The following is a 25,997-nucleotide window of genomic DNA, read 5'->3' on the forward strand; positions in this document are numbered from 1 at the left end:
CCATGAAAATCCACAACACCCGCGGCGGCCGGGTCTTCGACGCCGTCAACTATGTGTTCCTCGCCCTGATCGGCATCATCACCCTGCTGCCGTTCGTCTACGTCTTCGCCGGGTCCTTCGCTACCGAAGCGGAGATCACCCGCCGGGCATTCTTCGTCTGGCCCGAGCAATTCACCCTGGGCTCGTACGAGTACATCTTCGCCACCCCGGCGTTCACCCGCGCCCTGGTCACCACCATCCTGGTCACCGCCGTGGGCACCCTGGTCCAGCTGGCCTTCACCGTGACCATGGCCTACCCGCTGGCCAAGAAGAGCCTGCGCGGCAGGAACGTCATCCTGTCGCTGGTGGTCTTCGCCATGGTCTTCTCCGGCGGCATGATCCCCACCTTCCTGCTGGTCAAGGACCTGGGCCTGCTCAACTCGTACTGGGCCCTGATCCTGCCGGCGGCCATCAACCCCTTCAGCCTGATCATCATCAAGAACTTCTTCCAGGAACTCCCCGCGGAACTTGAGGAATCGGCCAAGATGGACGGCGCCACCGAGATCGGAATCCTCTGGCGGATCCTGCTGCCGCTGTCCAAACCGGTGCTCGCAACGTTCGCGCTCTTCTACGCCGTGGGGATCTGGAACGACTTCATGTCCCCGCTGCTGTACCTGAGCGACAACTCCAAATGGACGCTGCAGATGTACCTGCGGCAGGTCACCGCCGCCTCCGACCTCCTGGGCACCGGCAACGTGGACCCCAACTACATCCCGCCGGAACAGGGCATCAAGTTTGCGGTGATCGTGGTGGCCACCCTGCCCATCCTGATCTTCTATCCGTTCCTGCAAAAGCACTTTGCCAAGGGCATGCTCATCGGCTCCGTCAAGGGCTGACCCCGTACTGGAGGAAGCACACCATGAAAATCCTGCTGGCCGGCGACTCCACTGTTGCCGACTGCCCCACCCAAGAGTTCCCCATGAGCGGGTGGGGAGCGCAGCTTCCGCCGCATACCTACCGGTGGGGCTCGGTGCACAACTTCGCCAAAGGCGGGGCAAGCACGGAATCCTTCCGCGACGAAGGGCTTTGGGCGGACCTGCTGGCCGAGGCCGGCCCCGGCGACGCGGTGCTCATCCAGTTCGGCCACAACGACCAAAAGAAGCAGCACCTCGCCGCACGTACCGGATACGCGGCCAACCTGCGCACCATGGTGGACGAGGTTCGCGGGGCGGGCGCCGCGCCGGTCCTGTGCACCTCGGTGGAGCGGCGGCACTTCCTCGACGCCCGGCACCAGGGCGACGGTCCGGCGTCGGGCGCTGTCCTGGAGGCAAGCCTGGAGGACTATCCAGAGGTGGTCCGCGAACTCGGCCTGGAACTGGGGGCACCGGTGGTGGACCTGAACGCCTGGACCCGGGACCTGTACCTGCGGCTGGGGCGCGGCGGATCGCGGAACCTCTTCTGCCACTTCGCGCCCGGTGAGCACGCGCGCTGGCCCGGCGGCCTGGCGGACAACACCCACTTTTCGCAGCAGGGTGCCATGCTGGTGGCCGGGGAGGTGGCCCGGCAGCTTGGCCGGCTGGGATACGGAGTTCTTGAGACGGCATTGAGTACGACGTCGGGACAGGGCTAGGTGGGCGCCGCCGGCTTGGAAACGTGCGTCCTCTACAGCAACCCGCTGGCAGGGCCGGACGATGTCGCCGGCTGGGTGGTGGAAGGGCCCCTGGGCCTCGGCAGCCACCACGGCGCCCTGGAGCTGTCCGGCACCGTGGACGACGGCGAGTTCGGCGACCATGCGCACTGGACCTTCTGGTGCCCCGAGGAATTTCCGGACGGCATCCGCATCAGCTGGGAATTCCTGCCGCTCGCAGAACCCGGCCTGGCCATGCTGTTCTTCGCGGCCGCCGGACAGGGCGGCCTGGACCTGTTCAGTCCTTCACTGACTCCCCGGACCGGGTACTACCCGCAGTACCACTCGGGCGACATTGACGCACTGCACGTCTCCTACTTCCGGCACAAATACCGGTCCGAGCGCGCCTTCCGCACCTGCAACCTCCGCAAGAGTGCAGGCTTCGAACTGGTGGCCCAGGGCGCGGATCCGCTGCCGCCCACGGAAGACGCCGCCGGTTTCTACCGGCTCGAAGTGGTGAAAGAAGGGCCCCGGGTTGAGTTCGCCATCAACGGGTTGAAGCTTTTTCACTGGCACGATCCGTCAGCCAAGGTGCTGGGCGGTGGCCGGATCGGATTCCGCCAGATGGCACCGCTCCGCGCCGCGTACCGCAACCTGCTGGTGGAGAAGCTTTAGGTCGCTTCCGCACTGGGGCAAGATAGAAGGCGTACATCTGCCCACTGGAGGGAGGCGGGACATGGAACCCGTATTGGTCGACGGCGGCAAGGGGACCTTGGAGTTGGGTTCGGACGGCGTTCTCCATCTCATCTGGGAACCCAAGGTGCGGATCGAAATCCATGATGCGCAGGCGGCGATGGCTGCGGTCAACGACATCGCCGGGGACGGCAGCTACCCCATGCTCGTGGACATGGCCACCACGGAGTCTGTCAGCCGGGAGGCCCGCGGAGTGTTCTCCATCCCGTGCGCGGCCAACCGCATCGCCCTGCTCGGGGCAAGCCCGGTGGACCGGATCATCGCCAATTTCTTCCTGGGCGTCCACATTCCGCCGTGCCCCACGCGCTTCTTCACGTCCCGGCCCGAGTCCATGAAATGGCTGCTGCAGGCGGACAAGTAGCGGACTTGCGGCTCAGCCGGCTGCCGGCGCGGCCGTGCTTTGCCGGACCACCAGCTCGGGCGTGAACACGACCGCCCGGTGCACGGGGTTTTGGGATTCCACTTCTTCGGACAATAGCTCGATCGCGGTCCGCCCCAGCAGCTCGGTGGGCTGGCGGATGGAGGACAGGGGTACCACGGCGGAGACCGCAAAATCGATGTCGTCATAACCAATCAATGCCACATCCTCCGGGATACGGAAGGTGTGCGTCATGGTGAGGGATTGCATCACGCCCAGGGCCAGGAGGTCGTTGGCGCAGAAAATTCCGTCCGGCAACTCCGCGCGGCCCCGCTGCACCAGCATGTCGCCCACGCTTCGGCCGGCAAGGACCGTCTGGCCCTCCGAGTCCTGCACCTCCAGGGTGGCGTCCGGTTCCTCCTTGACGGCCCGGCGGGCCCCCTCAAGGCGGTCCGCCACCTGGCGGATGGAAGTGGGGCCACCCACGAAGGCCAGCCGACGGCGGCCGGTGTCCAGCAGGTGCCGGGCTGCGAGGTAGCCGCCGGCGTCGTCATCCACTGCCACGGAGCTGAACTTGGATTCGTCAGCCAGACGGTCCACCAGGACGGTGGGGACGCCGCGCTCGCGGAGTAGGTCCAACCGGTCCGTGACATCGCCTACGGGGGAAATCAGCAGGCCCTGGACGCGCTGCTCCTGGAAGAGGTCGATGTAATTCGCTTCGCGGCCGGCGTCGTGGCCGCTGTCCCCGAGCAGCACGGCGCTGCCCTGGAGGGCGGCTGCGTCCTCGGCTGCGCGGACCACGGAGGTGAAGAAGGGGTTGCCCACGTCCAGGACAATGAGGCCGATGGTGCGGCTGTGGCCAACCCGGAGCTGGCGGGCGGCATCATTGCGGACGAACCCCAGCTCGTCGATGGCCCGCAGGACGCGCTCCTTGGTCCGCTCCGATACCCGGTCCGGGTAATTCAGGACATTCGAGACCGTTCCCACGGCCACGCTCGCGTGGGTGGCGACGTCCTTGATGCTTGCTGTCCGGTTCATCGAATCTCCGTGCTGGTCTGTCCGCGGCCGGGTGTCCCGCGCGGGCGATCAAAAGTTTCTTTGCCATTGCTTGACACCTGCTCAGGTTCAACTGTACTTTGAATCGTAACAATGAAACGATTCAAAAAATCGCGAGTTTGAACAGGAGAACCAATGAGGGTCTGTTTCCGTTCCTCGGTCCAGCCGGCGCTCATCGACGAATACCGGCGCCGGCACGCGGCGGTATGGCCGGAGATGCTGACCGCCCTCAAAGAGGCCGGCTGGCACAACTATTCGCTGTTCCTGGGGGAGGACGGGCTCCTGGTGGGGTACGTGGAGTGTGACGACTTCGACGCCGTCCGCGCCCGGATGGCCCTGACGGACGTCAACGCCCGCTGGCAGGCGGAAATGGCGACACTTTTTGAAGACTCCGGCCAGGCGCCCGATGAAGGGTTCCGCGTGCTGGAGGAAGTCTTCAACCTCGACAGCCAGCTGGCAGCCCACGCAGCCGCAGGCTGACCGCCTGCACGCACAACTTCTGCACCAACGGCACTACGGCTCCAGCAGCGGGGCACCAAAACCACACGAACCAGACACCGGAAAGAACATCATGAACGACATAGCAACGGCGCTGGGCAGGCTCGAGGAGCTTGCCATCGAGGTCCCCTCGTGGGCCTATGGAAACTCAGGCACGCGGTTCAAGGTGTTCGGTACGCCCGGCACGCCGCGCACGGTCCAGGAAAAGCTGGCCGACGCCGCCAAGGTCCACGAACTGACCGGGCTGGCCCCCACCGTGGCCCTGCACATCCCCTGGGACAAGGTGGACGATTACGCTGCACTGAAGGAGTACGCCGCCGGACTGGGCGTGGGGCTGGGCACCATCAACTCCAATACCTTCCAGGATGACGAGTACAAGTTCGGTTCCCTGACCTCTTCCAACGGGTCGGTCCGCCGTCGGGCCATCGACCACCACCTGGACTGTATCCAGATCATGCACGCCACGGGATCACGCGACCTGAAGATCTGGCTGGCGGACGGCACCAACTACCCGGGCCAGGATGACATCCGCGGCCGGCAGGACCGGTTGGCCGAATCCCTGCAGGAGATCTACGCCGCCTTGGGCGATGAGCAGCGGCTGGTGCTGGAGTACAAGTTCTTCGAACCGGCTTTCTACCACACCGATGTCCCCGACTGGGGCACGTCCTACGCCCAGACCCTGGCCCTTGGCGAGAAGGCGTTCGTCTGCCTGGACACCGGCCACCACGCCCCCGGCACCAACATCGAGTTCATCGTGATGCAGCTGCTCCGCCTGGGCAAGCTGGGGTCCTTCGACTTCAACTCGCGCTTCTACGCCGACGACGACCTGATCGTGGGCGCCGCCGATCCGTTCCAGCTCTTCCGCATCATGCACGAGGTGATCCGTGGCGGCGGCTTCGGCAAGGATTCCGGCGTAGCCCTCATGCTGGACCAGTGCCACAACCTGGAGGAGAAGATCCCGGGACAGATCCGCTCGGTGCTGAACGTCCAGGAGATGACGGCCCGCGCCCTGCTGGTGGACACCGCTGCCCTTGGCGAGGCACAGCGCGCCGGGGACGTGCTCGCCGCCAACGGCATCTTCAACGATGCGTTCTACACCGACGTCCGGCCCCTCCTTGCCGAATGGCGTGAATCCCGCGGGCTGCCCGCGGACCCGATCGCTGCCTACAAGGCCAGCGGCTACCAGAAAAAGATCAACGAGGACCGCGCAGGCGGCCAGCAAGCCGGATGGGGCGCCTAAGTAGCTATGAGTAACACGACTGTTGAAGACCTGATTTCCCGTTCCAACCGCCTGGGCGCGGACAAGCGGAACACCAACTTTGCCGGCGGCAACACCTCCGCCAAGGGCATCGAGAAGGACCCGGTGACGGGTGAGGATGTCCAGCTGTTGTGGGTGAAGGGGTCCGGTGGGGACCTGGGCACGCTGAAGGCACAAAACCTGGCCGTGCTCCGGCTGGACCGGTTGACCGCCCTGAAGAACGTGTACCCGGGCGTTGAGCGTGAAGACGAGATGGTGGCGGCTTTCGATTACTGCCTGCACGGCAAGGGCGGCGCCGCGCCGTCGATCGACACCGCGATGCATGGCCTGGTGGACGCAGCCCACGTGGACCACCTGCACCCGGACTCCGGCATCGCCATCGCCACCGCCGTTGACGGGGAAGCGCTGACCGGCAAGATCTTCGGCAACAAAGTGGTCTGGGTTCCCTGGCGCCGCCCCGGATTCCAGCTGGGCCTGGACATCGCGGCCATCAAGGACGCCAACCCGCAGGCCATCGGCACCATCCTGGGCGGCCACGGCATCACCGCCTGGGGCGCAACCAGCGAAGAAGCGGAAGCCAATTCCCTGTGGATCATCGAACAGGCCGAAAAGTACATCGCAGAGAACGGCACGGCCGAGCCCTTCGGCGCCAAGCTGCCCGGATATGCAGCCTTGCCGGAAGCCGAGCGCCGCGCCAAAGCCGCAGCCCTGGCACCGGTGATACGCGGCCTGGCCTCCACGGACAAGCCGCAGCTGGGGCACTTCAGTGACGACGCCGTCGTCCTGGACTTCCTCGAAGCGGCCGAGCACCCGCGCCTGGGCGCCCTGGGCACCTCCTGCCCGGACCACTTCCTGCGCACCAAGGTCAAGCCGCTGATCCTGGACCTTCCGGCCGATGCCTCGATCGAGGATTCGATTGCCCGCCTTAAGGAACTCCACGCCGACTACCGGGAGGACTACCAGGCCTACTACGACCGCCACGCCGATGCCGATTCGCCGGCGCTGCGGGGAGCCGACCCGGCCATCGTGCTGGTGCCTGGCGTGGGCATGTTCTCCTTCGGTGCCAACAAGCAGACCGCCCGGGTTGCCGGCGAGTTCTACATCAACGCCATCAACGTCATGCGCGGCGCCGAGGCCATCTCCACCTACGCGCCGATCGAGGAATCCGAGAAGTTCCGGATCGAATACTGGGCGCTGGAGGAAGCCAAGCTGTCCCGGATGCCCAAGCCCAAGTCGCACGCCACCCGCATCGCACTGGTCACCGGCGCGGCATCCGGGATCGGCAAGGCCATCGCCACCCGCCTCGCCGCGGAAGGCGCGTGCGTGGTCATCGCCGACCTCAACCTCGAGAACGCGCAGAAGGTCGCCGAGGAACTCGGCGGTTCCGACGTCGCCGTCGGCGTCCAGGCCGACGTCACCGACGAAGCCCAGGCCGCCGCGGCGATCGACGCCGCCGTGCTGGCCTTCGGCGGCGTGGACCTGGTGGTCAACAACGCCGGACTGTCCATCTCTAAGCCGCTGCTGGAAACGACCGAAAAGGACTGGGACCTGCAGCACAACGTCATGGCCAAGGGCTCCTTTCTGGTGGCCAAGGCCGCGGCCAGGGTGATGATCGCCCAGGGCCTGGGCGGGGACATCATCTACATCTCCTCCAAGAACTCCGTGTTCGCCGGCCCCAACAACATCGCCTACTCCGCCACCAAGGCAGACCAGGCCCACCAGGTCCGGCTCCTCGCGGCCGAACTGGGCGAGCACGGCATCCGCGTCAACGGCATCAACCCCGACGGCGTGGTCCGCGGCTCCGGAATCTTCGCCGGCGGCTGGGGCGCCAAGCGCGCAGCGGTCTATGGCGTTGACGAGGAGAAACTGGGCGAGTACTACGCCCAGCGCACCCTGCTCAAGCGCGAAGTCCTGCCTGAGCACGTGGCCAACGCGGCCGCCGTCCTCACCAGCAACGAACTGTCCCACACCACCGGCCTGCACATCCCCGTGGACGCCGGAGTGGCCGCAGCCTTCCTCCGATGAGCACGCACGTTCCAAGCATTGACGGCGCCGGCGTCTTCGCCGCCGTGGACATCGGTGCCTCGTCCGGCCGGGTCATGCTGGGCCGCGTGACTGCCGGTTCCGGGGTGTCGCTGGAGACCGTCCACCGCTTCCCCAACGGAGTGGCGGAGATCGACGGCGGCCTCCGCTGGGACTTCGACGCGTTGTTCGCCGAAGTCCTTGCCGGCCTTCGGGCCGCAGCCACCGTGGCCTCGGCGCAGGGCGAAACCATTGCCAGCATCGGCATTGACACCTGGGCCGTGGACTACGGCCTGGTGACCAAGGCCGGCCGACTGGTGGCGCAACCGTTCAGTTATCGCGACGACCGCAGCCGGGCCGCAGTGGCGCCGGTCCACGCCAAGCTGGACCCCGCGCGCCTCTACGCCGCCACGGGGCTGCAGTTCCTGCAGTTCAACACCATCTACCAATTGGCCGCGGAACAGGACCTCGACGGGCTGCAGGCCCTGCTGATCCCGGACCTGATCGCCTTCCTGCTCACGGGCGTCCGCCGGACGGAAGCCACGAATGCCTCCACCACCGGGCTCTTCGACGCCGTGGCAGGGGAGTGGGCCACCGAGTTCTTCGCTCCCCTGGGCCTGGGGAAGGACCTGTTCCCGCCGCTGGTCCAGCCCGGTGAAACCATCGGCACGCTGCTGCCGGAGACCGCCGCTGCGGTAGGGCTTCCCCAGGAAACCAAGGTGGTGGCCGTCGGCTCGCACGACACCGCCTCCGCCGTCGCCGCTGTCCCTGCGCAAGAAGAGAACTTTGCCTACATTTCCTCCGGCACGTGGTCGCTGGTGGGACTGGAACTGAAGCATCCGGTCCTCACCGAGGCCGGCCGGGAAGCCAACTTCACCAATGAACGCGGGGTGGACGGCACCATCCGGTACCTGCGCAACATAGGCGGACTCTGGCTGCTCAGCGAATGCCAGCGGACCTGGGCCTCGGAGGGCTTCCGGCCGGAACTGACCGCCCTGCTCACGGCAGCCGCGGCCATTCCTGCCGGTGGTCCGCAAGTGAACGCCGATGATCCCTACTTCATCGCCCCGGACAACATGCCCGAGCGCATCCGGGCGGCGGTCCGGCGCACCGGTGAGGTCCTGCCCGACGATCCCGCGGCGATCACCCGCTGCATCATGGACAGCCTCGCCAGTGGTTACGCCCGGACCATCGCCGCTGCCGAACGCCTTGCCGGCCGTTCCGTGGAAGTGGTCCATGTGGTGGGCGGAGGCTCGCAGAACACCCTGCTCTGCCAGCTCACCGCCAACGCCACCGGACATCCCGTCATCGCCGGCCCCGTGGAAGCCACTGCCCTGGGCAACGTGCTCGTACAGGCCCGCGCGGCCGGTGCAGCCGCGGGCGGGCTGCCGCAACTGCGCGAAATCATCGCGACGGGAACGAGCCTTCGCCGCTACGAACCCGCGTACCTGCCCGTGAACGCCGCCAGGAATTGAACCCATGAAAATCGCACTTTTCGCCACCTGCATCGTGGACGCCATGTATCCACGCGCCGCCCAGGCCACGGTGGAAGTCCTTGAACGCCTGGGCCACGAGGTGGTCTTTCCCCCTGGACAGGCCTGCTGCGGGCAGATGCACGTCAACAGCGGCTACCTCAACGAGGCCCTTCCCGTGGTGGCCAACCACGTTCGGGCCTTCGAGTCCGAAGACTACGACGTCGCCGTGGCGCCGTCCGGTTCCTGCGTCGCCTCGGTGAAGCACCAGCACCCCATGGTGGCCCGGCACGCGGGGGACACCGCGCTGGAAGAGCGGTCTGCCGCCGTCGGAAAGAAGACCTACGAACTCTCGGAACTCCTGGTGGACGTCCTGGGCGTCACCAATCCGGCGGCGCAGCTGGGCTCCTACTTCCCGCACACGGTGACCTACCACCCCTCCTGCCACGGCATGCGGCTGCTCAAGCTCGGTGACCGGCAGGCCGGGCTGCTGCGCGGCGTCGAAGGCCTGGAACTGGTGGACCTGCCGGAAGCGGACCAGTGCTGCGGCTTCGGCGGCACCTTCTCCGTGAAAAACGCGGACGTTTCTTCCGCGATGCTGGCGGACAAGACGGCGAATATCCGCAGCACCGGGGCGTCCGTGTGCGCCGGCGGCGACTACTCGTGCCTGATGCACATCGGCGGTGGCCTGTCGCGGCAGGACGCCGGGGTAGGCACCCTGCACCTTGCGGAGATCCTTGCCAGCACCGAAGCGGAACCGGCGTCCGTTCCCGGGCCGGCCGGACAAACCGTCAAGGTGGTGGCCAAGTAATGTCCCGTACCCCGATCGGGATGCCCGGCCTGCGGCCCGGCATCGGCAACCTGTTCGCCGAAGAGAAGTTCCCGTCCGCTGCCCGCCGCGAGCTCGGCAACAGCCAGCTGCGGAGAAACCTCAAGCACGCCACGTCCACCATCCGCGCCAAGCGGCTTGCCGTGACGGGTGAGCTGCCGGACTGGGAAGAACTGCGGGAGGCTGGGAGTGCCCTGAAGACCTCCGTCATGGCGCGGCTGCCGGAACTCCTCGAGGCCTTCGAAGCCAACGTCACCGCCCGCGGCGGAACGGTCCACTGGGCCCGCGACGCCGACGAAGCCAACGCGATCATCCACGGCCTGGTCACAGCCGAAGGCGTGGATGAGGTGGTCAAGGTCAAGTCCATGGCCACCCAGGAAATCGGCATGAACGAATACTTGGAGGAGCGCGGGATCCCGGCCTTCGAGACGGACCTGGCTGAGCTCATTGTCCAGTTGGGCCACGACAAGCCCAGCCACATCCTGGTCCCCGCGATCCACAAGAACCGCACCGAAGTCCGCGATATCTTCCTCCAGGAAATGCCCGGCGTCGACCCCGGCCTCACGGACGAACCCCGCCGGCTTGCCATGGCCGCCCGCACCCACCTGCGGGCCAAGTTCCTCACCGCGAAGGTTGCGATCTCCGGCGCCAACTTCGGCATCGCCGACTCCGGCACGCTGGGTGTGGTGGAGTCCGAGGGCAACGGCCGGATGTGCCTGACCCTCCCCGAAACCCTGATCACCGTGATGGGCATCGAGAAGCTGCTCCCCACGTTCTCCGACCTGGAAGTCTTCCTCCAGCTGCTGCCGCGCTCTTCCACCGGCGAGCGGATGAACCCGTACACCTCACTGTGGACCGGTGTCACCGAGGGCGATGGCCCGTCGAATTTCCATGTGATCCTGCTGGACAACGGCCGCACCAACGCACTTGCAGACGAGATGGGACGCTCCGCGCTCCACTGCATCCGCTGCAGCGCCTGCATCAACGTCTGCCCGGTCTATGAGCGGGCCGGCGGCCACGCCTACGGCTCCACGTACCCGGGCCCCATCGGCGCCATCCTGTCGCCGCTGATGACGGGCATCGAGGCGGAAGAGAACGGCTCGTTGCCGTATGCGTCCTCGCTATGCGGCGCCTGCTACGACGCGTGCCCGGTGAAGATCAACATCCCGGACGTCCTGGTCCACCTGCGCGGCAAGGACGTGGACGCCCACCGCGGCGGCCTGCCGTCCCAGATGGACGTGGGACTCAAGGCCGCCTCCTGGGCGCTCTCCGACGGACGCCGCCTGGCCGCCGTCGAAAAGCTCCTGCCGCTGGGCCGGGCCGCCGCCGGACGGGACAAGAAAATCAAGAAGCTGCCCGGCCTCGCCGCCGGCTGGACCCAAAGCAGGGACATCCCGGCGCCCCCGGCGCAGTCCTTCCGTGACTGGTGGGCCAAGGAGCACAAGACGCCATGAGCACCCGAGAACAGATCCTTGCGGCCGTCCGCACCGCGCTCAAGGACGCCCCCACCGTCCCGGACATCCCCCGGAATTACCGGCGGGACGGGGAAGCCGACGCGCAGCGGCGCATCGAAGTCCTGGTGGACCGGCTGGAGGACTACAAGGCCGGGGTGACCGTGGTGGACGAAGACACAGTCCCCGCCACCATCCGGGACCTCCTCGCCGGGGCCGGGACCTACGTGGTACCGGCCGGCCTTGACCCTGCCTGGCTGGCCTGGGAGACGGACCCCGCAAGGACGGTGTACGACGGCGGCGGGCACGGAGCGAGGTCGGTCACCGAACTCGACGCAACAGACGCCGTCGTGACTGCCAGTGCGGTGACCGTGGCAGAATCCGGGACCATCATCCTGGACGGCAGCCCGGACCAGGGCCGCCGCGCCATCTCGCTCATCCCGGACCACCACGTCTGCGTGGTGCGCAGCCGGGACGTCACCGCGATCCTGCCCGAAGCCCTCCGCCGCCTGGACGGAACAAAGCCGCTCACCATGATCAGCGGACCCAGCGCTACCTCGGACATCGAGCTTGAACGCGTCGAAGGCGTCCACGGGCCCCGGCGGCTGGACGTCGTCATCATCCGGTGAAGCTGAAGTAGGCTGCAACCAGGCCGCCAACCACCCCTGACAGAACGGACAACGATGCCCCTCTTCGACCTGCCCCTGGCCCAGCTGCGCAGCTACTCTTCCGACGTCACGCCGCCGGAGGACCTGGGCGCGTTTTGGGACGCCACCCTCGACGAAGCCAGGGCCTTCCCGTTGAACGCCACCTTCGAACCGGTGGAGAACCACCTGACGGTCATTGACACCTTCGACGTCACCTTTTCCGGCTTCGGCGGGGCGCCGGTCAAAGGCTGGCTGCACCTGCCCGCCGCACGGGAAGACGGCACCAGGCTGCCCGTGGTGGTGCACTACGTGGGCTATTCGGGCGGCCGGGGCCTGGTCAACCAGGACACCCGCTGGGCCCAGGCAGGCTATGCGCATTTCATCATGGACACCCGCGGCCAAGGGTACGGCGGCACCCTGGGGGACACCCCGGACCCGCACCCCTCTGCCGGGGACGTGGCCCACGCGGGCCTGATGACCCGGGGCCTCGCGAACCGCGAGGACTACTACTACCGGCGCGTCTACGTGGACGCCTTCCGCGCCGTGGAGGCAGCCCAGGCCCACCCCGCCGTGGATCCCGCCAAAGTGGTCCTCGCCGGAGTCAGCCAGGGCGGCGGCATCGTAGTGGCCACGGCGGGGCTCACTGCGGGACGGCTCGACGGCGTCATCGCCGCCCTGCCCGATGTCCCCTTCCTGCAGGACTTCCCGCGCGCCATCGACATCACCCCTCGCGGGCCCTACCCCGAGATCGCCCAGTTCCTGGCGCGCCACCGCGACCGGTACCAGCCCGCACTCGAAGTCCTGAACTACTTCGACGGCGTCAACCTGGCCCGGTACGCCACGGCACCGGCGCTGTACTCGGTGGCCCAGATGGACGATATCTGCCCGCCGTCCACGGTCTTCGCCAGCTTCAATGCCTACGGCTCCGGCACCTCAGGATCATCCTCCACCGGGGCCGCCAAGGAGATCGAGGTGTACCGCTTCAACAACCATGAAGGCGGCCAGGAACACCACTGGATCCGGCAGCTGCAGTACCTGCGCAAGCTCCTGGGGTAGCCCGGCGCAGGAATGTGACGGACGCTGATTTTGCGTCGGCGGGCGGCCGGGCTTATGGTCTTTCCCATGACTAACCGTTGGTATGCGTATTTTTCGTTGGCTCTGGAGGGGCCCGCGTCTAACTGACACGCATCCAGCATTCCTTCAGAGCCAACAGGGCAGAGTTCATTCTCTGCCCTTCGCCGTTTCTCCGGCGGGTTCTGAAATCCGGGCCCGCTTCCCATCTGGAACAGGACCCGAACATGAGCACCGCAACAGCAGCAGCCGCCAGCGCCGGCACCAAATCCACCTCGAACCTGCGCGTCAGCGAATTCACCGCGCTGCCCACCCCTTCCGAGCTCCTCGCCGAACTTCCCTTGGACGCCCGGGCCGCTGACGTCGTCGAACGCGGACGCGACCAGGTCCGGGCCATCATGGACGGTGTGGATGACCGCCTGCTGGTCATCGTGGGGCCATGCTCCATCCACGATCCCAAAGCCGGGCTGGAATACGCCCGCCGGCTGGTCAGCCAGGCGGAAAAGCACAAGGAAGACCTGCTGGTGGTCATGCGGACCTACTTCGAAAAGCCCCGCACCACCGTCGGCTGGAAGGGCCTGATCAACGATCCCCGCCTTGACGGCAGCCACGACATGGTCACCGGCCTGCGCACCGCCAGGCTGTTCCTCCAGCAGGTGACCGCGCTGGGACTGCCCACCGCCACCGAATTCCTGGAGCCGATCAGCCCGCAGTACATGGCGGACGTGGTTTCCTGGGGTGCCATCGGGGCCCGCACCACCGAAAGCCAGATCCACCGGCAGCTGGCCTCGGGCCTGTCCATGCCCATCGGCTTCAAGAACGGGACCGACGGCGGCCTGCAGGTGGCGATCGACGCATGCGGCGCCGCGGCGGCGGCCCAGGCATTCCTGGGGATCGACGGCGACGGCCGGGCAGCGCTGGTGGCAACAGCCGGGAACCCGGACACCCACGTCATCCTCCGCGGCGGCCGCAAGGGCCCCAACTACTCGGCCGCCGACGTCGAACGGGTGTCCGGGGAGCTGGCCGGAAAGGGCCTGAACCCGCGCCTGGTGGTCGACGCGAGCCACGCCAACAGCGGCAAGAGCCACCACCGCCAGGCCGAGGTGGCGCTGGAGATCGGTGCCCAGCTCGAGGACGGGGGCGCCGCCGCGCAGGCGATCGCCGGGGTCATGCTGGAAAGCTTCCTGGTGGGCGGCGCCCAAAACCTCGACGTTGCCGAGCACGCGGCCGGACGCTCTGCACTCATGTACGGCCAGAGCGTCACCGACGCCTGCATGGACTGGGACGTTTCGGCCTCCGTGCTGGAGCAGCTTGCGGCCTCGGCGCGGAAGCGCCGGGAGGCGAAATAGTGGCTTTACCTACTTTCACATCTGCCACATGAACATCTAGAGTATCTATTTAGGTGATTGGTGGATGGCTCAGCATCGGAACACCGCATTGGCACGTACCTGGGGTCACTGTTGTCCATCCGTCAGCAAAGGAAAATAGGGAAATGTCGGCAGAACAGAACTTCTCCAACGCGAAGTTCCTGACCGTGGCTGAAGTAGCCGAGGTCATGCGCGTCTCTAAAATGACTGTTTACCGGCTGGTCCACTCCGGCGAAATGCCGGCAGTTCGGTTCGGCCGCTCCTACCGGGTACCTGAGAATGCCGTGGAGCAGTACCTCAAGGGTGCTGTGGTGGACGGTCACTCCGAGACAGCCTAAGGCACCTTGTCCCAAGCCGCCTCCGAGAGGCGGTACCCTGTTAAGGAACGTTTTACGTCATTGTAAGAATCTGTCAGTTGTTCAGTTCGTAGCTCTGTCCACGGACCATTTCCATCAGACAGGTACTGCATCTAGTTTGTAAGGAACTTTCGTGGGTTCAGTTATCAAGAAGCGTCGCAAGCGTATGGCCAAGAAGAAGCACCGCAAGCTGCTTCGCAAGACTCGTCACCAGCGCCGCAACAAGAAGTAGCAATACTTCGAACAGCGTGGAAAACGCCCGTCGCCTGCAAAGGTGGCGGGCGTTTTTTCGTGCTCCGGAGTGTGCGGTGCGGGGAACCTGCAGGCGGGGGGAAGGCAGACTCGCGGGATATCCAGAGGCGCGGGAAAGCTACAGGCGCGGGCCGCGGATCCGGGCGAACCCCTTCCACAGCCCGTAGATGGCGCCGCCGAATGTTGCCACTTTGAGTCCGAAGGTGGCGGCGCGGCGGCCGGCACGGAAATCGTAGACCGGCCAGTTGCGGTCGCGGGCGTGCCGGCGGAGCTTGGCATCGGGGTTGATGGCCACCGGGTGGCCTACCAATGAAAGCAGCGGGACGTCGTTATAGGAGTCGCTGTACGCCCAGCAGCGTTTCAGGTCCAGGTCTTCCTCGTCGGCGAGGGCCTGGACAGCCACGGCTTTGGCCGAGCCATGCAGGATGTCGCCCACCAGGCGGCCGGTGTACATGCCGTCGGAGACTTCCCCGACCGTCCCGAGGGCGCCGGTCAGGCCCAGGCGGGTGGAGATCACGGTGGCAACTTCGATCGGCGTGGCCGTGACCAGCCAGACCCGGCGGCCCACGCGGAGATGCTGCTCGGCCAGTGCCTTGGCGCCCGGCCAGATCCGGGACGCGATCATTTCGTCATAGACCTCTTCGCCCAACGCCCGGATATCGTCAACGCTGATGCCCACAGCCAGGGTCAGGGCCGAGTCGCGGACGGCGTGGACATCATCCATGTTTTCACCGCGGGCCACGAACTTGAACTGTTTCCAGGCCATGCCAGCCGCCTGCCTCAGGGTGAACGCTCCCCGCTGGTGCATTTTCCGGGCCACATGGAAGAGGCTGGCGCCGCGCATCAAGGTGTTGTCCACGTCGAAAAACGCCGCTTCGCCGGGCTGCGGCGCAGTGACTGGCCGCGTGACTACGGCGACGTATTTCTCCTCGGGCATGGACTCGAGTCTAGTCAATAGGCCGGCCCGCCGCCGTCGGCGTCGCCCGCATGCCGCGAACGGCGATACCGTTAAGCCATGGCTACCCCCCGCGTCGTCCTGGTCACCAAAGCTGACTGCCACCTTTGCGAAGAGGCGCGCGACGCCGTCGGCCGGGTCACTGCCTCGTTGGGCCTGACATGGACGGAAGAGTCGGTGGACCACCAGCCCGAGCTGCGCGAACGCTATGCCGAGGAAATCCCGGTGGTACTGGTGGACGGGGTACAGCGCGACTTTTGGAAGATTGACGAAGCCCGGCTGGAACGCGTGCTGCAGCGCGCCATGGTCCGGTAGGGGGGAGGCCAATGACGTCCTTGGAATCAACGTCCCAGCCTGTCCCGGAGCTTCCGGGCGCCCCGGGTGCGCCCGCCAAGCAGATCCCGCCCGCCGCGGTGGCACGGCTGACGCTGTACCTCCGTGCCTTGAACACCTTGCTGGCCGAGGGCGTCGAGCGGGTCTCGTCCGAATCATTGGCGGAGGCCTCCGGCGTCAGTTCCTCGACGCTGCGCAAGGACCTGTCCCATGTAGGGTCCTACGGCACCAGGGGAGTGGGCTACGAGGTGCAGTATCTCAGCCGCCATATCGCAGCGGCCCTTGGCCTCACGCACGACTGGAAAGTCGCGATCGTGGGTGCCGGAAACCTGGGCAAGGCCCTGGCGCGGTATGGCGGCTTCGAATCCCGCGGGTTCGACGTCGTCGCGATCTTCGACGCCGACCAAATGGTGGTGGGCAACGAGGTTGGCTGGCTGCGGGTCAGTGACGTGGCAGACCTTGAAACCGTCCTGCACCGCACCGGAGCCAACATGGTGGTGCTGGCGCTCCCGGCGGCGGTGGCCCAAGGCATCTGCGACCGCGTGGTGGCCGCAGGCGTGCACAGCGTCCTGAGTTTCGCGCCCGTGATGCTGCAGGTCCCGGAAGGCGTGAACCTCCGCAAGGTGGACATGGCCACCGAGCTGCAGATCCTGGCCTACCACGCCCAGCGGGCACAGGCGCCCGGCCAGACCGCCTAGGGACCACCGGTTAAAGGCAAACGGCCCGGGATGCTGCAAAGCATCCCGGGCCGTTTGCCGTGGTGTGGCCCGCTGCTACCGGCCGTAGGGGTTTCCGAAGCCGCCGGCATACGGGTTGCCGAACTGCTGCTTCCGGAAGTAAGGGGCGGCCGCCGGAAGGTACAGCAGCACGATGGCCGCGATGCCCAAAACGGTTCCGACGGTTGCGAACGAGGGAACTCCGAAGAGGCCCAGCACCGACAGGGCTGCCAGGACCGTCCCCAGGATGCGTGCCCAATTCTTGCCCTTGCGGACGAAGAAGGCCACCAGCAGGTACAGCCCGGCACCGATGATGGCGAAGACCACCAGGGTTCCGGCGATGACGCCCTTGATGTCGTCGTACGTGACGCCCGCGTTGCTGGCCTTGACCTGCTGGTCAAAGGCCTGCCGGAATGCGGGATCATCCAGCTGGGTCAGCCCGGTGAGCAGGGAGATGACGAAGATCACGGCGGCCGCGATCAGCATCCAGAAGGAGATGTTGACCAGTTGCGGGATGCCGGTGCTTGCCGCAGGCTGGGGCTGCTCCGACGGGTACTGGCCGTAGGGGGACTGGCCGTACGGCTGCTGGCCATAGGGCTGCTGCTGTCCGTAGCCGGGAGCCTGCGGGGCGTTCTGTCCATACTGGGGCGGGTTCTGGCCGTACTGCGGGGCGTTCTGGCCATATTGCGGAGCTGCCGGCGGCTGCGAACCGTACTGCGGTTCGTTTTGTCCGTACTGCGGAGCATTCTGCCCATACTGGGGGGCGTTCTGTCCGTAGCGGGGCTGTCGGGAGCCGGGCTGCCCGCCGGCCGGCTGGCCGTTGCCCGGCTGGTCGTTTCCGGATTGCGGATCGTGGGGCACGGGCGGCGGGACGGGAGGAGTACTCATGGGCGTTCCTTCTGCAGGTCGGGATCCAGGCGGGCTGCCGGGAATCGGTCCTGTGCCGCCCCCAGCATGGCTTAGGTCCACCGTACCCCCGGCGGACCAGGTTGTGCGTGATTCCGCGGGGCCGTTCACGCCTCCCCGGGCCTTAAATGCGGCACCCCGGCATCAGGCGAAATGCCTGCTGCCGGGGTGGGCCGGAGCGGAATCAGGCTGCGGGAGCGATGAAGGCGAGCTCCAGGTTGATGGCAACCTTGTCGCTGACCAGCACGCCGCCGGTCTCCAGGACGGCGTTCCAGGTCAGGCCGAAGTCCTTGCGGCTGATGGTGGTCCCGGCCGAGACGCCTGCGCGGGTGTTGCCGAACGGGTCAACGGCCACGCCGTTGAACTCGGTCTCCAGGGTCACCGGGCGGGTGACGCCCTTGATGGTGAGGTCACCGGTGAGCTCGTAGCTGTTGCCCTTTGCTACCAGGCCGTTGGAGACGAAGGAGATCTCCGGGAACTTCTCCACGTCGAAGAAATCCTCGCCCTTGACGTGGCCGTCGCGGTTGGCGTCGCCGGAGTCGAAGCTGGCGGTCTTGATGGTGGCGTTGATCTTCGAGTCGGCCACATCCTCGACGAGGTCAAGCGTTGCGGCGGCTTCGGTGAACTGGCCGCGGACCTTGCTGATGCCGGCGTGACGGACGGTGAAGCCGATCTCGCTGTGGGAGTTGTCCAGGGTCCAGGTGCCGGTGGTGACGTCTGCGGGAAGTGCCATGATGATGCTCCTTGTTCATAATGCCTGTTGTGGTCATGCGGTTGAACCTTCATCGGTTGAAGCCTCAACTAACTTGCTGCATCCAGTATAAACATGCGTTTGCATGTTTTGTTCCCGCGTTCGGAACATTTCTTCAGAAACTTAAGTTCTACTGTTCGTAGAAGATTTCGGATCGCACGCCATCTTTGAGAAACTGGTAAACATGCCCCAAGCCACTGTCCATCTGCTCCGCCACGGCGAGGTCCATAATCCCGACGGCGTTCTGTACGGGCGGCTCCCCGAATTCCACCTCTCCGAACTGGGGCAGGAGATGGCCAGGACCCTCGCCGAGCACTTCCGGCAGCGTGCCGAGCGGGGTGCCCGCATCACTTACCTGGCCGCCTCGCCGCTTGAGCGAGCGCAGGAAACCGCCCTGCCGACCTCGGAAGCCCTGCACCTGCAGATCCACACCGAGCCGCGGATCATTGAGGCGGAAAACTACTTCGAGGGCATGAAGGTCACCAAGGCCGAGCTGCGCCGGCCCAAGCACTGGCCCCGGCTGGTCAATCCGCTGCGTCCGTCCTGGGGCGAGCCCTACAAGCAGCAGGCCGCCCGCATCGCGGCCGCAGCGCAGGACGCCCGGCTCCGGGCGATTGACCTGGCTGCCGGCGACTTCGGCGCCGAAGGACCCGAGGCAATCCTCGTCAGCCACCAGCTCCCCATCTGGGCCGCCCGGCTCAGCGCCGAAGGCCGGCCCCTCTGGCACGATCCCCGCAAGCGAGAGTGCACGCTGACGTCCGTCACGTCCCTGGTGTTCGACGACGACGGCTCGCTGCTGCGGGTCGACTACAGCGAACCCGCCGCGTCCCTTCTTCCCGGTGCGGCCAGCACCCCTGGAGCCTAGCTGTGACCAACGATTTCCTCCCCTCGCGCCGCAGCATGCTCGCCGCCGGCGGCCTGGCCCTCGGCGCGCTGACCCTGGGCCTGTCCGGCTGCGCCCAGGAGGACGCACTGGCCAAGCAGGCAAAGGCCGGGGACAACAAGAACTACGTGGCAGGCGACGGTTCCGTCACCGAGTTCGCCGCCGGCGACCGCAAGGAAGCCGTCCAGATCCAAGGGGCGCTCTTCAGCGGCGCCAAGGTGACCCCTGCCGACTTCCAGGGCAAGGTCAGCATCCTGAACTTCTGGTTCGCTGCCTGCGCCCCATGCCGGGTGGAGGCGCCCATCCTCGAAGAACTCCACCAGGAGTTCAAGGACCAGGGCGTGCAGTTCTTCGGCGTCAACCTCCGGGACGAGAAACCCACGGCGGAGGCGTTCGAAAAGACCTTCAACCTGACCTACCCGAGCTTCGATGACAAGGACGGCGGCGTCCTGCTGTCCGTATCCGGCCTGGTTCCGCCCGGGGCAGTCCCCACCACCCTGGTCCTGGACAAGCAGGGGCGGGTGGCGTCCCGGGTCCTCGGCGAGATCGAGAAGGGCACCTTGAAGGCCCTCATCACCGCCGCCGTGGCGGAGTAGGGCAGGCCGGGCACCGTGAACAGTCCCTTCGCCGAAGCCATCCTCAGCGGCTCGCTCCTCCTGGCCATCCCGGTGGCGCTGCTCGCCGGCCTGGTGTCCTTCCTTTCGCCGTGCGTGCTGCCCCTCGTTCCGGGCTACCTCGGATACGTCACAGGCCTGAGCGGGGTTGACCTGCAGAAGCAAAAGCGCGGCCGGATGCTGGCAGGCATCGGCTTGTTCGTGCTGGGTTTCTCGGTGATCTTCGTCCTGCTGGGCGGCGCCTTCGGGCAGCTGGGCACCCTGATCAGCGGCAGCCGGAATGCCTGGATCACCCAGCTCCTGGGGATCCTGGTGATCATCATGGGCATCGTGTTCATGGGCGGCTTCAGTTGGCTCCAGCGGGACGCGAAAATCCATGCCAAACCGCCGGCCGGGCTCTGGGGAGCACCCTTACTGGGCCTGACCTTCGGGTTGGGCTGGGCACCCTGCATCGGACCCACCTACTCCGCCGTGCAGCTGCTCAGCCTCTCCGGCGGGTCCTCCGCCGCCAAGGGCGCCTTCCTGGCGTTCGTCTACAGCCTGGGACTGGGCATCCCGTTCCTGCTGATCGCGCTGGCCGTGCGCCGGGGAATGGGCGTCATGGCGTTCTTCCGCAAGCACCGCCTTGCCATCCAGCGTACCGGCGGCGGCATCCTGGTGGTGCTGGGCCTGCTGATGGCCACCGGCGTCTGGGGGGCCTGGGTGACCGGGCTGCAGTACTGGTTCCAAACCGACGTGAAGTTGCCGATCTGATGAGCGAGCGTGTGAACGTAAAGAAAAAGCAAGCCACCCCTGTCGCGGAAGCCAAGGCTGAGGCCGCCCTCCCGGCACTGGGCCCGAAGGGCATGCTGCGGTGGGCCTGGACCCAGCTGACCAGCATGCGGACAGCATTGTTCCTGCTGTTGCTCCTCGCCGTCGCGGCCGTTCCGGGCTCCCTGTTCCCGCAGCGGCCGGCCAACCCATCGAAGGTCACGGAGTACATCAGTAGCAACCCGGACTACGGCAAGCTGCTGGACTCCCTGCAGCTCTACGACGTCTACTCCTCGGCCTGGTTCTCGGCGATCTACCTGCTGCTGTTCGTCTCCCTGATCGGTTGCGTGGTGCCGCGCGCCATCGCCCACTACAAGGCCATGCGCTCCCAGCCGCCGCGTACCCCGCAGCGCTTGTCCCGGCTCCCCGAATACGGCACCCTGGTGGTTCCCGCCGACGCCGGGATCCCGGCGTCGGACGCCATCAACAGTGCCGCCGGGCTGCTCCGCAAGCGCGGCTACCGGGTGGAGGTCCGGGATGCCGACGGCGCCCTGCCGTCCCTGGGTGCCGAGCGCGGCTTCCTCAAGGAAGTGGGCAACTTGGTCTTCCACACCTCGCTGATCGGCGTGTTGGTGTCCGTGGCTGCCGGCGGCCTGTTCGGGTACAGCGGCCAGCGCATCCTGGTGGAGGGCGACACGTTCGTGAACACGCTGGTGGGCTATGACCAGTTCAACCCGGGCACCAACTTCCAGTCCAGCCAGCTCCAGCCCTACTCGCTGCAGCTGGACAAGTTCAACATCACGTTCGACCGGGAGTCGAAGGGCAAATTCGGCCAGCCCATCGACTTCTCGGCCGCCGTCACCACAAAGGAAACCCCGGACGCCCCCGCCAAGCAAGAAATCCTGAAGGTTAACGATCCCGTGAGCCTGGGCGGCACCAGCATCTACCTCACCGGCAACGGGTACGCACCCGTGGTCACGGTCCGCGACGGGGCCGGGAACGTCGCCATGCAGGGCCCGGTGGTGGCCAAGCTCCAGGGGGACAACTACTACTCCTCCGTGGTGATCAAGGTCCCCGACGCCAAACCGGACCAGCTCGGCTTCCAAGGCTTCTTCCTGCCTACCGCACTGCTCAACGAGAAGGGCGTGTCCTACAGTGCCGACCCCGAACTGTTCAACCCGCAGCTGTCCCTGAACTCCTACTACGGCAATCTGGGCCTGGACAGCGGTGCACCGCAGAACGTCTATGCCATTGACGTCAGCAAACTGACTCCGTTGAACGCCCGCAACCTGGCCGCAGGCGGCATCACACTGGCGCCCGGCTCCACCTACACCCTGCCGGACGGCAAGGGCACCATCAGTTTTGACGGCGTGAAGCGCTACATCGGCGTGGACATCCACCACAACCCGGGCCAGGTCTACGCCCTGGTGTTTGCGCTCCTGGCGGTGGCGGGCCTGATCGTCTCGCTCTACGTCAACCGCCGCCGCGTCTGGGTGCGCACCGGCACCGCGGCGGACGGCCGCACCATGGTGGAATATGGGCTCCTGGCCCGCGGCGAGGACCACCGCCTCGCCGGCGAGGCAGCTGCACTCCGGAAACTCTTCGCCACGGAATGGCAACTGCCCGGGGACAACGCCGCCGAAGAAACGGCAACCGAGGCCGTCGACCCCGAAAGCACCGCCGGGTCCCAGCAAACTCCCAGCCGCACCAGCGATAATGTCGCAGGCTCCGTCAGCACCCCAGCAGGCCCCACCGGGCCCGAAAAGGACCAGTAATGCCATTTGGAATCAACGAAACCATGGGCCAGTACAGCGAACTCTTCATGCTGCTGGCGGCGGGTACCTACACGGTGGCCTTCATCGCCTTCGCCTGGGACCTGGCCAAAAGCAGCAAGGCGCTGCGCGCGGTTGACCTCAAGGCCGCCGGGGCCAGTGCCCCCGTCAAGGTTCCCGTAGCGGCCGGCGTGGGTGCAGGCTCCGCCGGGGCCCGCCTGGACGGGCCCGCCGGCCGGGCCGAGCGGCCGTCGTCGTCAACTGCCAAGGCCAACGCGGCAGGTTCCGGCGGCGTCGTCACGGCCGACGGCGACATGAAGTACGCCGCGGAGCGCCGGGTTCCGGCGCGGGTCGCCGTGGCCCTGACCACCCTCGCCGTCCTCATCCACGGCGCCGGCGTGGTGACCAGGGCCCTTGGCGCCGGCCGGGTGCCGTGGGGCAACATGTACGAATTCCTGACCACCGGCGCGTTCCTGGTGGCGGCCGTGTTCCTCCTCTCCCTGATCCGCCGCGACCTCCGCTTCTTGGGCACCTTCGTGGTGGGCCTGGTCATCATCATGATGGTTGCTGCCTCCGTGGCATTCTGGACCCCCGTCGGCCACCTCGTGCCCGCGTTGCAGAGCTACTGGCTGGTCATCCACGTGTCCATCGCGGTGCTTTCCTCCGCATTGTTCACGCTGACGTTCGCCATGTCCGCCCTGCAGCTGGTGCAGTCCCACCGGCAGAAGGCCGTGGCTGCAGGCGGCGACGACAAGCTCGGCTTCATGCGCCTGGTGCCCTCGGCGCTCAGCCTGGAAAACCTCTCCTACCGGATCAACGCCATCGCCTTCATCGGCTGGACCTTCACGCTCATGTTCGGTGCAATCTGGGCCGAAAAGGCCTGGGGCCGGTTCTGGGGCTGGGACACCAAAGAGGTATGGACCTTCGTCATCTGGGTTGTCTACGCAGGCTACCTCCACGCCCGCGCCACGCGCGGCTGGACCGGAACCCGCGCCGCCTGGCTGTCGATCGTGGGCTACTGCTGCGTGATCTTCAACTTCACCATCGTGAACACGTTGTTCAACGGGCTCCACTCCTACTCCGGGCTCTGAGCCGGCCGCCAACAAATAACCATTCGATGTAGCAACAGGTCTGTTCCCAGGTCCTTCGGAAATGCTACTTTGGTCAGATTCCCTGTGATGAAGTTTGCAGGCGGATCACCAGCTTTCCGAGGTACCCATGAGCTATGCTCTCGCCGTCGACGTCGGAACCAGTTACACGGCGGCCGCCGTTGTCCGTTTCGACGAAGGTGCTTCGCCCCTCCCGGAGTGCCTGCCACTGGGGCTCCGGGGAACTTCCGTGCCCTCCGTGGTGTATTACCCGGAAGAGGGCCCGGTCCTGGTGGGGGAAGCCGCGGAACGCCGCAGCCTTGACTCACCAGGCCGCGTCGTCCGGGAATTCAAGCGGCGCGTCGGCGACGACGTCCCGTTTGCCCTGGGCACCCTGACGGTGCGGCCTGAAGATGTTTTCGCCACCGTGGCCCAGTGGGTGGCAGGCCGTGCAGCCGAACGCGAAGGCGCGTTTCCTTCGGCCATCTTCCTCACCCACCCGGCAGCCTGGGGAATCCACCGGCTGTCCGCCATCAGCGATGCCCTGGCCGCCCACGGCCTGGAAAACGTCACGCTCCTTCCCGAACCCGAGGCTGCGGCGCTCCACTACGCCTCCCAGGTGCGGGTGGAGGAAGGAAGCACCATCGCCGTGTACGACCTCGGCGGCGGGACCTTCGATACCGCAGTGCTGAGGAAGTCCGGCGGCAGCCGCTTTGAGCTCCTGGGCCGCCCCGATGGCATCGAGGACCTGGGCGGGGCCGATTTTGATGCCGCGGTGTTCCGCTACGTCGTGCAGCATACCGGCACTGCCATGACCGACCTCGACCCCGCCGACCCCGCCGTGGTGGGCGCGCTGAGCCGGCTGCGGCGTGAGTGCGTCGAGGCCAAGGAGGCGCTCTCCGCGGACAGTGAAGCCACCATCCCGGTGCTCCTGCCCGGCGTCCAGCAGCAGGTGCGGCTGGTGCGGGCGGAATTCGAGGCCCTGATCGAAGAACCCGTGCGTGACACGGTGGACGCCCTGGAACAATCGCTGTCCCGGCTCCATGTTGAACCGGCAGACCTGTCCGCGGTCCTGCTGATCGGTGGCTCGTCCCGGATTCCCCTGGTGGCGCAGATTGTGTCCGAACAACTGGACCGGCCGATCGCGGTGGACGCCGACCCGAAATCCTCCATCTGCCTGGGGGCCGCCGTGGCGGCCGTCCTGGCGCACGCGGCTGCCGCCCTGGCCCTGGCCGCCGCGTCTGTCCCTGTTGACGCGGCAGCCGGGGTGCCGGCCGCCGTCGTCCCTGTCCCCACCGCACCGGGCGTTCCCGGTGCCCCGGTCAGGCCCAGCTGGTCACGCAAGTATGCGGCGACGGCGGGAGCCATGGTGGGGACGGGCCCGCTCCCCGGAACGCGGAGCGGGAGAAGGGGCGCGCACGCCCCGAAACCGACCGTCCGAGTCACGGCCGTCGCCGCTGCGGCCGCCATCCTGACGGTCCTCACGGCCACCACCGCGCAAAGCCCGGACGGGTTAGGGAACCTGACTGCAATGTTCGTCCCGCAGGCAGGGGCCGATACCGGAGCTTCCGGTTCCGCAAGTCCTTCGGGTCCGGCTGGGACTGAGGCGCCAGTCGCCGGGGGAGCCGCCGTTGCCGTGAACCCGCAGCCCCTGGCCCGCATCGAGATCAGCGCGAAGAAGCCGCTGGCGCCGCAGGCCGGCCTGGACGTTTCCGCCTCGCCCACCAGCAAACAACAGGAGCTGGGGAGTGCGGCAATCGGGGGATCCGGCGTTGCAGCCGATGCTGCCGCCGCGGGCGGGGCACCGGCAGGGACGGGTATCGCCGGCACGGGATTGGTGCCCGAATCCGTGACCGTGGCTCCCGCTCCGCCATCGGATACCGCCCAGCCCGGCAGTACGGATCCCGGGACGGCATCAGCCACTCCGTCGGACACCGCAACACCGACGGAGACCACACCGCCCAGTACCACCACCGAACCGACGCCTGTTTCCGGTTCCACGAGTCCCACCGATCCGGCCACCTCCGCAGCATCCACGCCGACGCCGCTCTCAACGGCGGTGCCCACCACCATGGGGGCTTCGGATCCGGCCACTGACCCCATCGCGTCCCCGACGTCGGTCGACCTGACGCCCGTGCCCGCCACCGCCCCTTCGCCTACGCCCGAGGAAACCAACCCCACGCCCACTGATGCGGCCTCTGCGACGGCCCTGACGTATTCACCGGCGGCTTGA

Annotated in this window: 27 protein-coding genes; 23 read left to right on the plus strand and 4 right to left on the minus strand. The window is 66.8% G+C overall.

Going from position 1 to position 25,997, the window contains the following annotated elements; translation table 11 throughout:
- Positions 1 to 2: 2 nt before the first annotated feature.
- The 4 genes from ACFVVC_RS06750 (at position 3) to ACFVVC_RS06765 (ending at position 2,720) form a co-directional block, all read left to right on the plus strand.
- Entirely contained in the window at positions 3 to 875 is an 873-nt protein-coding gene (locus ACFVVC_RS06750) for a carbohydrate ABC transporter permease (protein ID WP_285245144.1), read from the plus strand.
- 23 nt (positions 876 to 898) lie between these two features.
- A complete protein-coding gene (locus ACFVVC_RS06755; RefSeq protein ID WP_387450468.1) occupies positions 899 to 1,609 on the plus strand; it encodes a rhamnogalacturonan acetylesterase in 711 nt (236 codons plus the stop codon).
- Positions 1,610 to 1,624: 15 nt separating this feature from the next.
- A complete protein-coding gene (locus ACFVVC_RS06760; protein WP_387450470.1) occupies positions 1,625 to 2,281 on the plus strand; it encodes a DUF1961 family protein in 657 nt (218 codons plus the stop codon).
- A gap of 61 nt (positions 2,282 to 2,342) precedes the next feature.
- Positions 2,343 to 2,720: an STAS/SEC14 domain-containing protein gene (locus tag ACFVVC_RS06765; RefSeq protein WP_387450472.1), complete on the plus strand. Its 378-nt coding sequence runs from the start codon at positions 2,343 to 2,345 to the stop codon at positions 2,718 to 2,720.
- Positions 2,721 to 2,732: 12 nt separating this feature from the next.
- On the opposite strand, the gene ACFVVC_RS06770 is transcribed toward ACFVVC_RS06765, so the two are convergent.
- Positions 2,733 to 3,755 (minus strand): LacI family DNA-binding transcriptional regulator, encoded by a 1,023-nt coding sequence (locus ACFVVC_RS06770; RefSeq protein ID WP_387450474.1) that lies wholly within the window; start codon positions 3,753 to 3,755, stop codon positions 2,733 to 2,735.
- Between the two features lie 153 nt (positions 3,756 to 3,908).
- Between ACFVVC_RS06770 and ACFVVC_RS06775 the strand changes: the two genes are divergently transcribed.
- The 11 genes from ACFVVC_RS06775 to ACFVVC_RS06825 all read left to right on the plus strand — a co-directional run bounded on the left by ACFVVC_RS06775 (position 3,909) and on the right by ACFVVC_RS06825 (position 14,976).
- A complete protein-coding gene (locus ACFVVC_RS06775) occupies positions 3,909 to 4,253 on the plus strand; it encodes an L-rhamnose mutarotase (protein ID WP_387450476.1) in 345 nt (114 codons plus the stop codon).
- Positions 4,254 to 4,344: 91 nt separating this feature from the next.
- Positions 4,345 to 5,511, plus strand: a complete 1,167-nt coding sequence (rhaI, locus tag ACFVVC_RS06780) for an L-rhamnose isomerase (protein ID WP_387450478.1) — start codon at positions 4,345 to 4,347, stop codon at positions 5,509 to 5,511.
- Positions 5,512 to 5,517: 6 nt separating this feature from the next.
- Positions 5,518 to 7,554 carry a bifunctional aldolase/short-chain dehydrogenase gene (locus ACFVVC_RS06785; protein ID WP_387450480.1) on the plus strand — a complete coding sequence of 679 codons (2,037 nt, stop codon included), beginning with the start codon at positions 5,518 to 5,520 and terminating at the stop codon, positions 7,552 to 7,554.
- On the plus strand, positions 7,551 to 9,026 hold the full coding sequence (locus tag ACFVVC_RS06790; RefSeq protein WP_387450482.1) for a rhamnulokinase family protein: 1,476 nt from the start codon (positions 7,551 to 7,553) through the stop codon (positions 9,024 to 9,026). The genes ACFVVC_RS06785 and ACFVVC_RS06790 overlap by 4 nt, the downstream gene beginning before the upstream one ends.
- A gap of 4 nt (positions 9,027 to 9,030) precedes the next feature.
- Entirely contained in the window at positions 9,031 to 9,834 is an 804-nt protein-coding gene (locus ACFVVC_RS06795) for a (Fe-S)-binding protein (protein ID WP_387450484.1), read from the plus strand.
- Entirely contained in the window at positions 9,834 to 11,306 is a 1,473-nt protein-coding gene (locus ACFVVC_RS06800) for a LutB/LldF family L-lactate oxidation iron-sulfur protein (protein WP_387450486.1), read from the plus strand. The genes ACFVVC_RS06795 and ACFVVC_RS06800 overlap by 1 nt, the downstream gene beginning before the upstream one ends.
- Complete coding sequence (locus ACFVVC_RS06805) at positions 11,303 to 11,932, plus strand: lactate utilization protein C (protein ID WP_387450488.1); 630 nt, start codon at positions 11,303 to 11,305, stop codon at positions 11,930 to 11,932. The genes ACFVVC_RS06800 and ACFVVC_RS06805 overlap by 4 nt, the downstream gene beginning before the upstream one ends.
- A gap of 54 nt (positions 11,933 to 11,986) precedes the next feature.
- Positions 11,987 to 13,006: an acetylxylan esterase gene (locus tag ACFVVC_RS06810; protein ID WP_387450490.1), complete on the plus strand. Its 1,020-nt coding sequence runs from the start codon at positions 11,987 to 11,989 to the stop codon at positions 13,004 to 13,006.
- A 242-nt stretch (positions 13,007 to 13,248) separates the two neighbouring features.
- Positions 13,249 to 14,370, plus strand: a complete 1,122-nt coding sequence (locus tag ACFVVC_RS06815) for a 3-deoxy-7-phosphoheptulonate synthase (protein WP_387450492.1) — start codon at positions 13,249 to 13,251, stop codon at positions 14,368 to 14,370.
- Positions 14,371 to 14,513: 143 nt separating this feature from the next.
- The gene (locus tag ACFVVC_RS06820; protein WP_018761777.1) at positions 14,514 to 14,726 is read left to right on the plus strand and encodes a helix-turn-helix domain-containing protein; all 213 of its coding nucleotides are present in this window, start codon (positions 14,514 to 14,516) and stop codon (positions 14,724 to 14,726) included.
- Positions 14,727 to 14,877: 151 nt separating this feature from the next.
- Complete coding sequence (locus ACFVVC_RS06825) at positions 14,878 to 14,976, plus strand: 30S ribosomal protein bS22 (RefSeq protein WP_003792170.1); 99 nt, start codon at positions 14,878 to 14,880, stop codon at positions 14,974 to 14,976.
- Positions 14,977 to 15,114: 138 nt separating this feature from the next.
- On the opposite strand, the gene ACFVVC_RS06830 is transcribed toward ACFVVC_RS06825, so the two are convergent.
- A complete protein-coding gene (locus ACFVVC_RS06830) occupies positions 15,115 to 15,933 on the minus strand; it encodes an HAD family hydrolase (protein WP_387450494.1) in 819 nt (272 codons plus the stop codon).
- A 78-nt stretch (positions 15,934 to 16,011) separates the two neighbouring features.
- Between ACFVVC_RS06830 and ACFVVC_RS06835 the strand changes: the two genes are divergently transcribed.
- Together ACFVVC_RS06835 and ACFVVC_RS06840 are read left to right on the plus strand one after the other, a co-directional pair.
- Positions 16,012 to 16,266: a glutaredoxin family protein gene (locus ACFVVC_RS06835; protein ID WP_387450496.1), complete on the plus strand. Its 255-nt coding sequence runs from the start codon at positions 16,012 to 16,014 to the stop codon at positions 16,264 to 16,266.
- Between the two features lie 11 nt (positions 16,267 to 16,277).
- Positions 16,278 to 16,982, plus strand: a complete 705-nt coding sequence (locus ACFVVC_RS06840) for a redox-sensing transcriptional repressor Rex (protein WP_387450498.1) — start codon at positions 16,278 to 16,280, stop codon at positions 16,980 to 16,982.
- A gap of 75 nt (positions 16,983 to 17,057) precedes the next feature.
- Here ACFVVC_RS06840 and ACFVVC_RS06845 read toward each other — a convergent pair whose 3' ends face one another.
- On the minus strand, positions 17,058 to 17,888 hold the full coding sequence (locus ACFVVC_RS06845) for a hypothetical protein (protein WP_387450500.1): 831 nt from the start codon (positions 17,886 to 17,888) through the stop codon (positions 17,058 to 17,060).
- 202 nt (positions 17,889 to 18,090) lie between these two features.
- Positions 18,091 to 18,639, minus strand: a complete 549-nt coding sequence (locus tag ACFVVC_RS06850) for a YceI family protein (RefSeq protein ID WP_308929911.1) — start codon at positions 18,637 to 18,639, stop codon at positions 18,091 to 18,093.
- Between the two features lie 202 nt (positions 18,640 to 18,841).
- Between ACFVVC_RS06850 and ACFVVC_RS06855 the strand changes: the two genes are divergently transcribed.
- The 6 genes from ACFVVC_RS06855 (at position 18,842) to ACFVVC_RS06880 (ending at position 25,997) form a co-directional block, all read left to right on the plus strand.
- Complete coding sequence (locus tag ACFVVC_RS06855) at positions 18,842 to 19,522, plus strand: histidine phosphatase family protein (protein WP_387450503.1); 681 nt, start codon at positions 18,842 to 18,844, stop codon at positions 19,520 to 19,522.
- 35 nt (positions 19,523 to 19,557) lie between these two features.
- Positions 19,558 to 20,136, plus strand: coding sequence for a TlpA disulfide reductase family protein (locus tag ACFVVC_RS06860; RefSeq protein WP_109045380.1), 579 nt, complete (start codon positions 19,558 to 19,560; stop codon positions 20,134 to 20,136).
- Between the two features lie 15 nt (positions 20,137 to 20,151).
- Entirely contained in the window at positions 20,152 to 20,907 is a 756-nt protein-coding gene (locus tag ACFVVC_RS06865) for a cytochrome c biogenesis CcdA family protein (protein WP_285245318.1), read from the plus strand.
- Positions 20,907 to 22,679, plus strand: a complete 1,773-nt coding sequence (locus ACFVVC_RS06870) for a cytochrome c biogenesis protein ResB (RefSeq protein WP_387450505.1) — start codon at positions 20,907 to 20,909, stop codon at positions 22,677 to 22,679. Before ACFVVC_RS06865 ends, ACFVVC_RS06870 begins: the two co-directional genes overlap by 1 nt.
- Entirely contained in the window at positions 22,679 to 23,767 is a 1,089-nt protein-coding gene (gene ccsB, locus ACFVVC_RS06875; RefSeq protein WP_387450507.1) for a c-type cytochrome biogenesis protein CcsB, read from the plus strand. The genes ACFVVC_RS06870 and ccsB overlap by 1 nt, the downstream gene beginning before the upstream one ends.
- Before the next feature lie 127 nt (positions 23,768 to 23,894).
- Entirely contained in the window at positions 23,895 to 25,997 is a 2,103-nt protein-coding gene (locus ACFVVC_RS06880) for an Hsp70 family protein (protein WP_387450509.1), read from the plus strand.

The organism is Pseudarthrobacter sp. NPDC058196, assembly GCF_042882685.1.
Classification (GTDB): Bacteria; Actinomycetota; Actinomycetes; order Actinomycetales; family Micrococcaceae; genus Arthrobacter.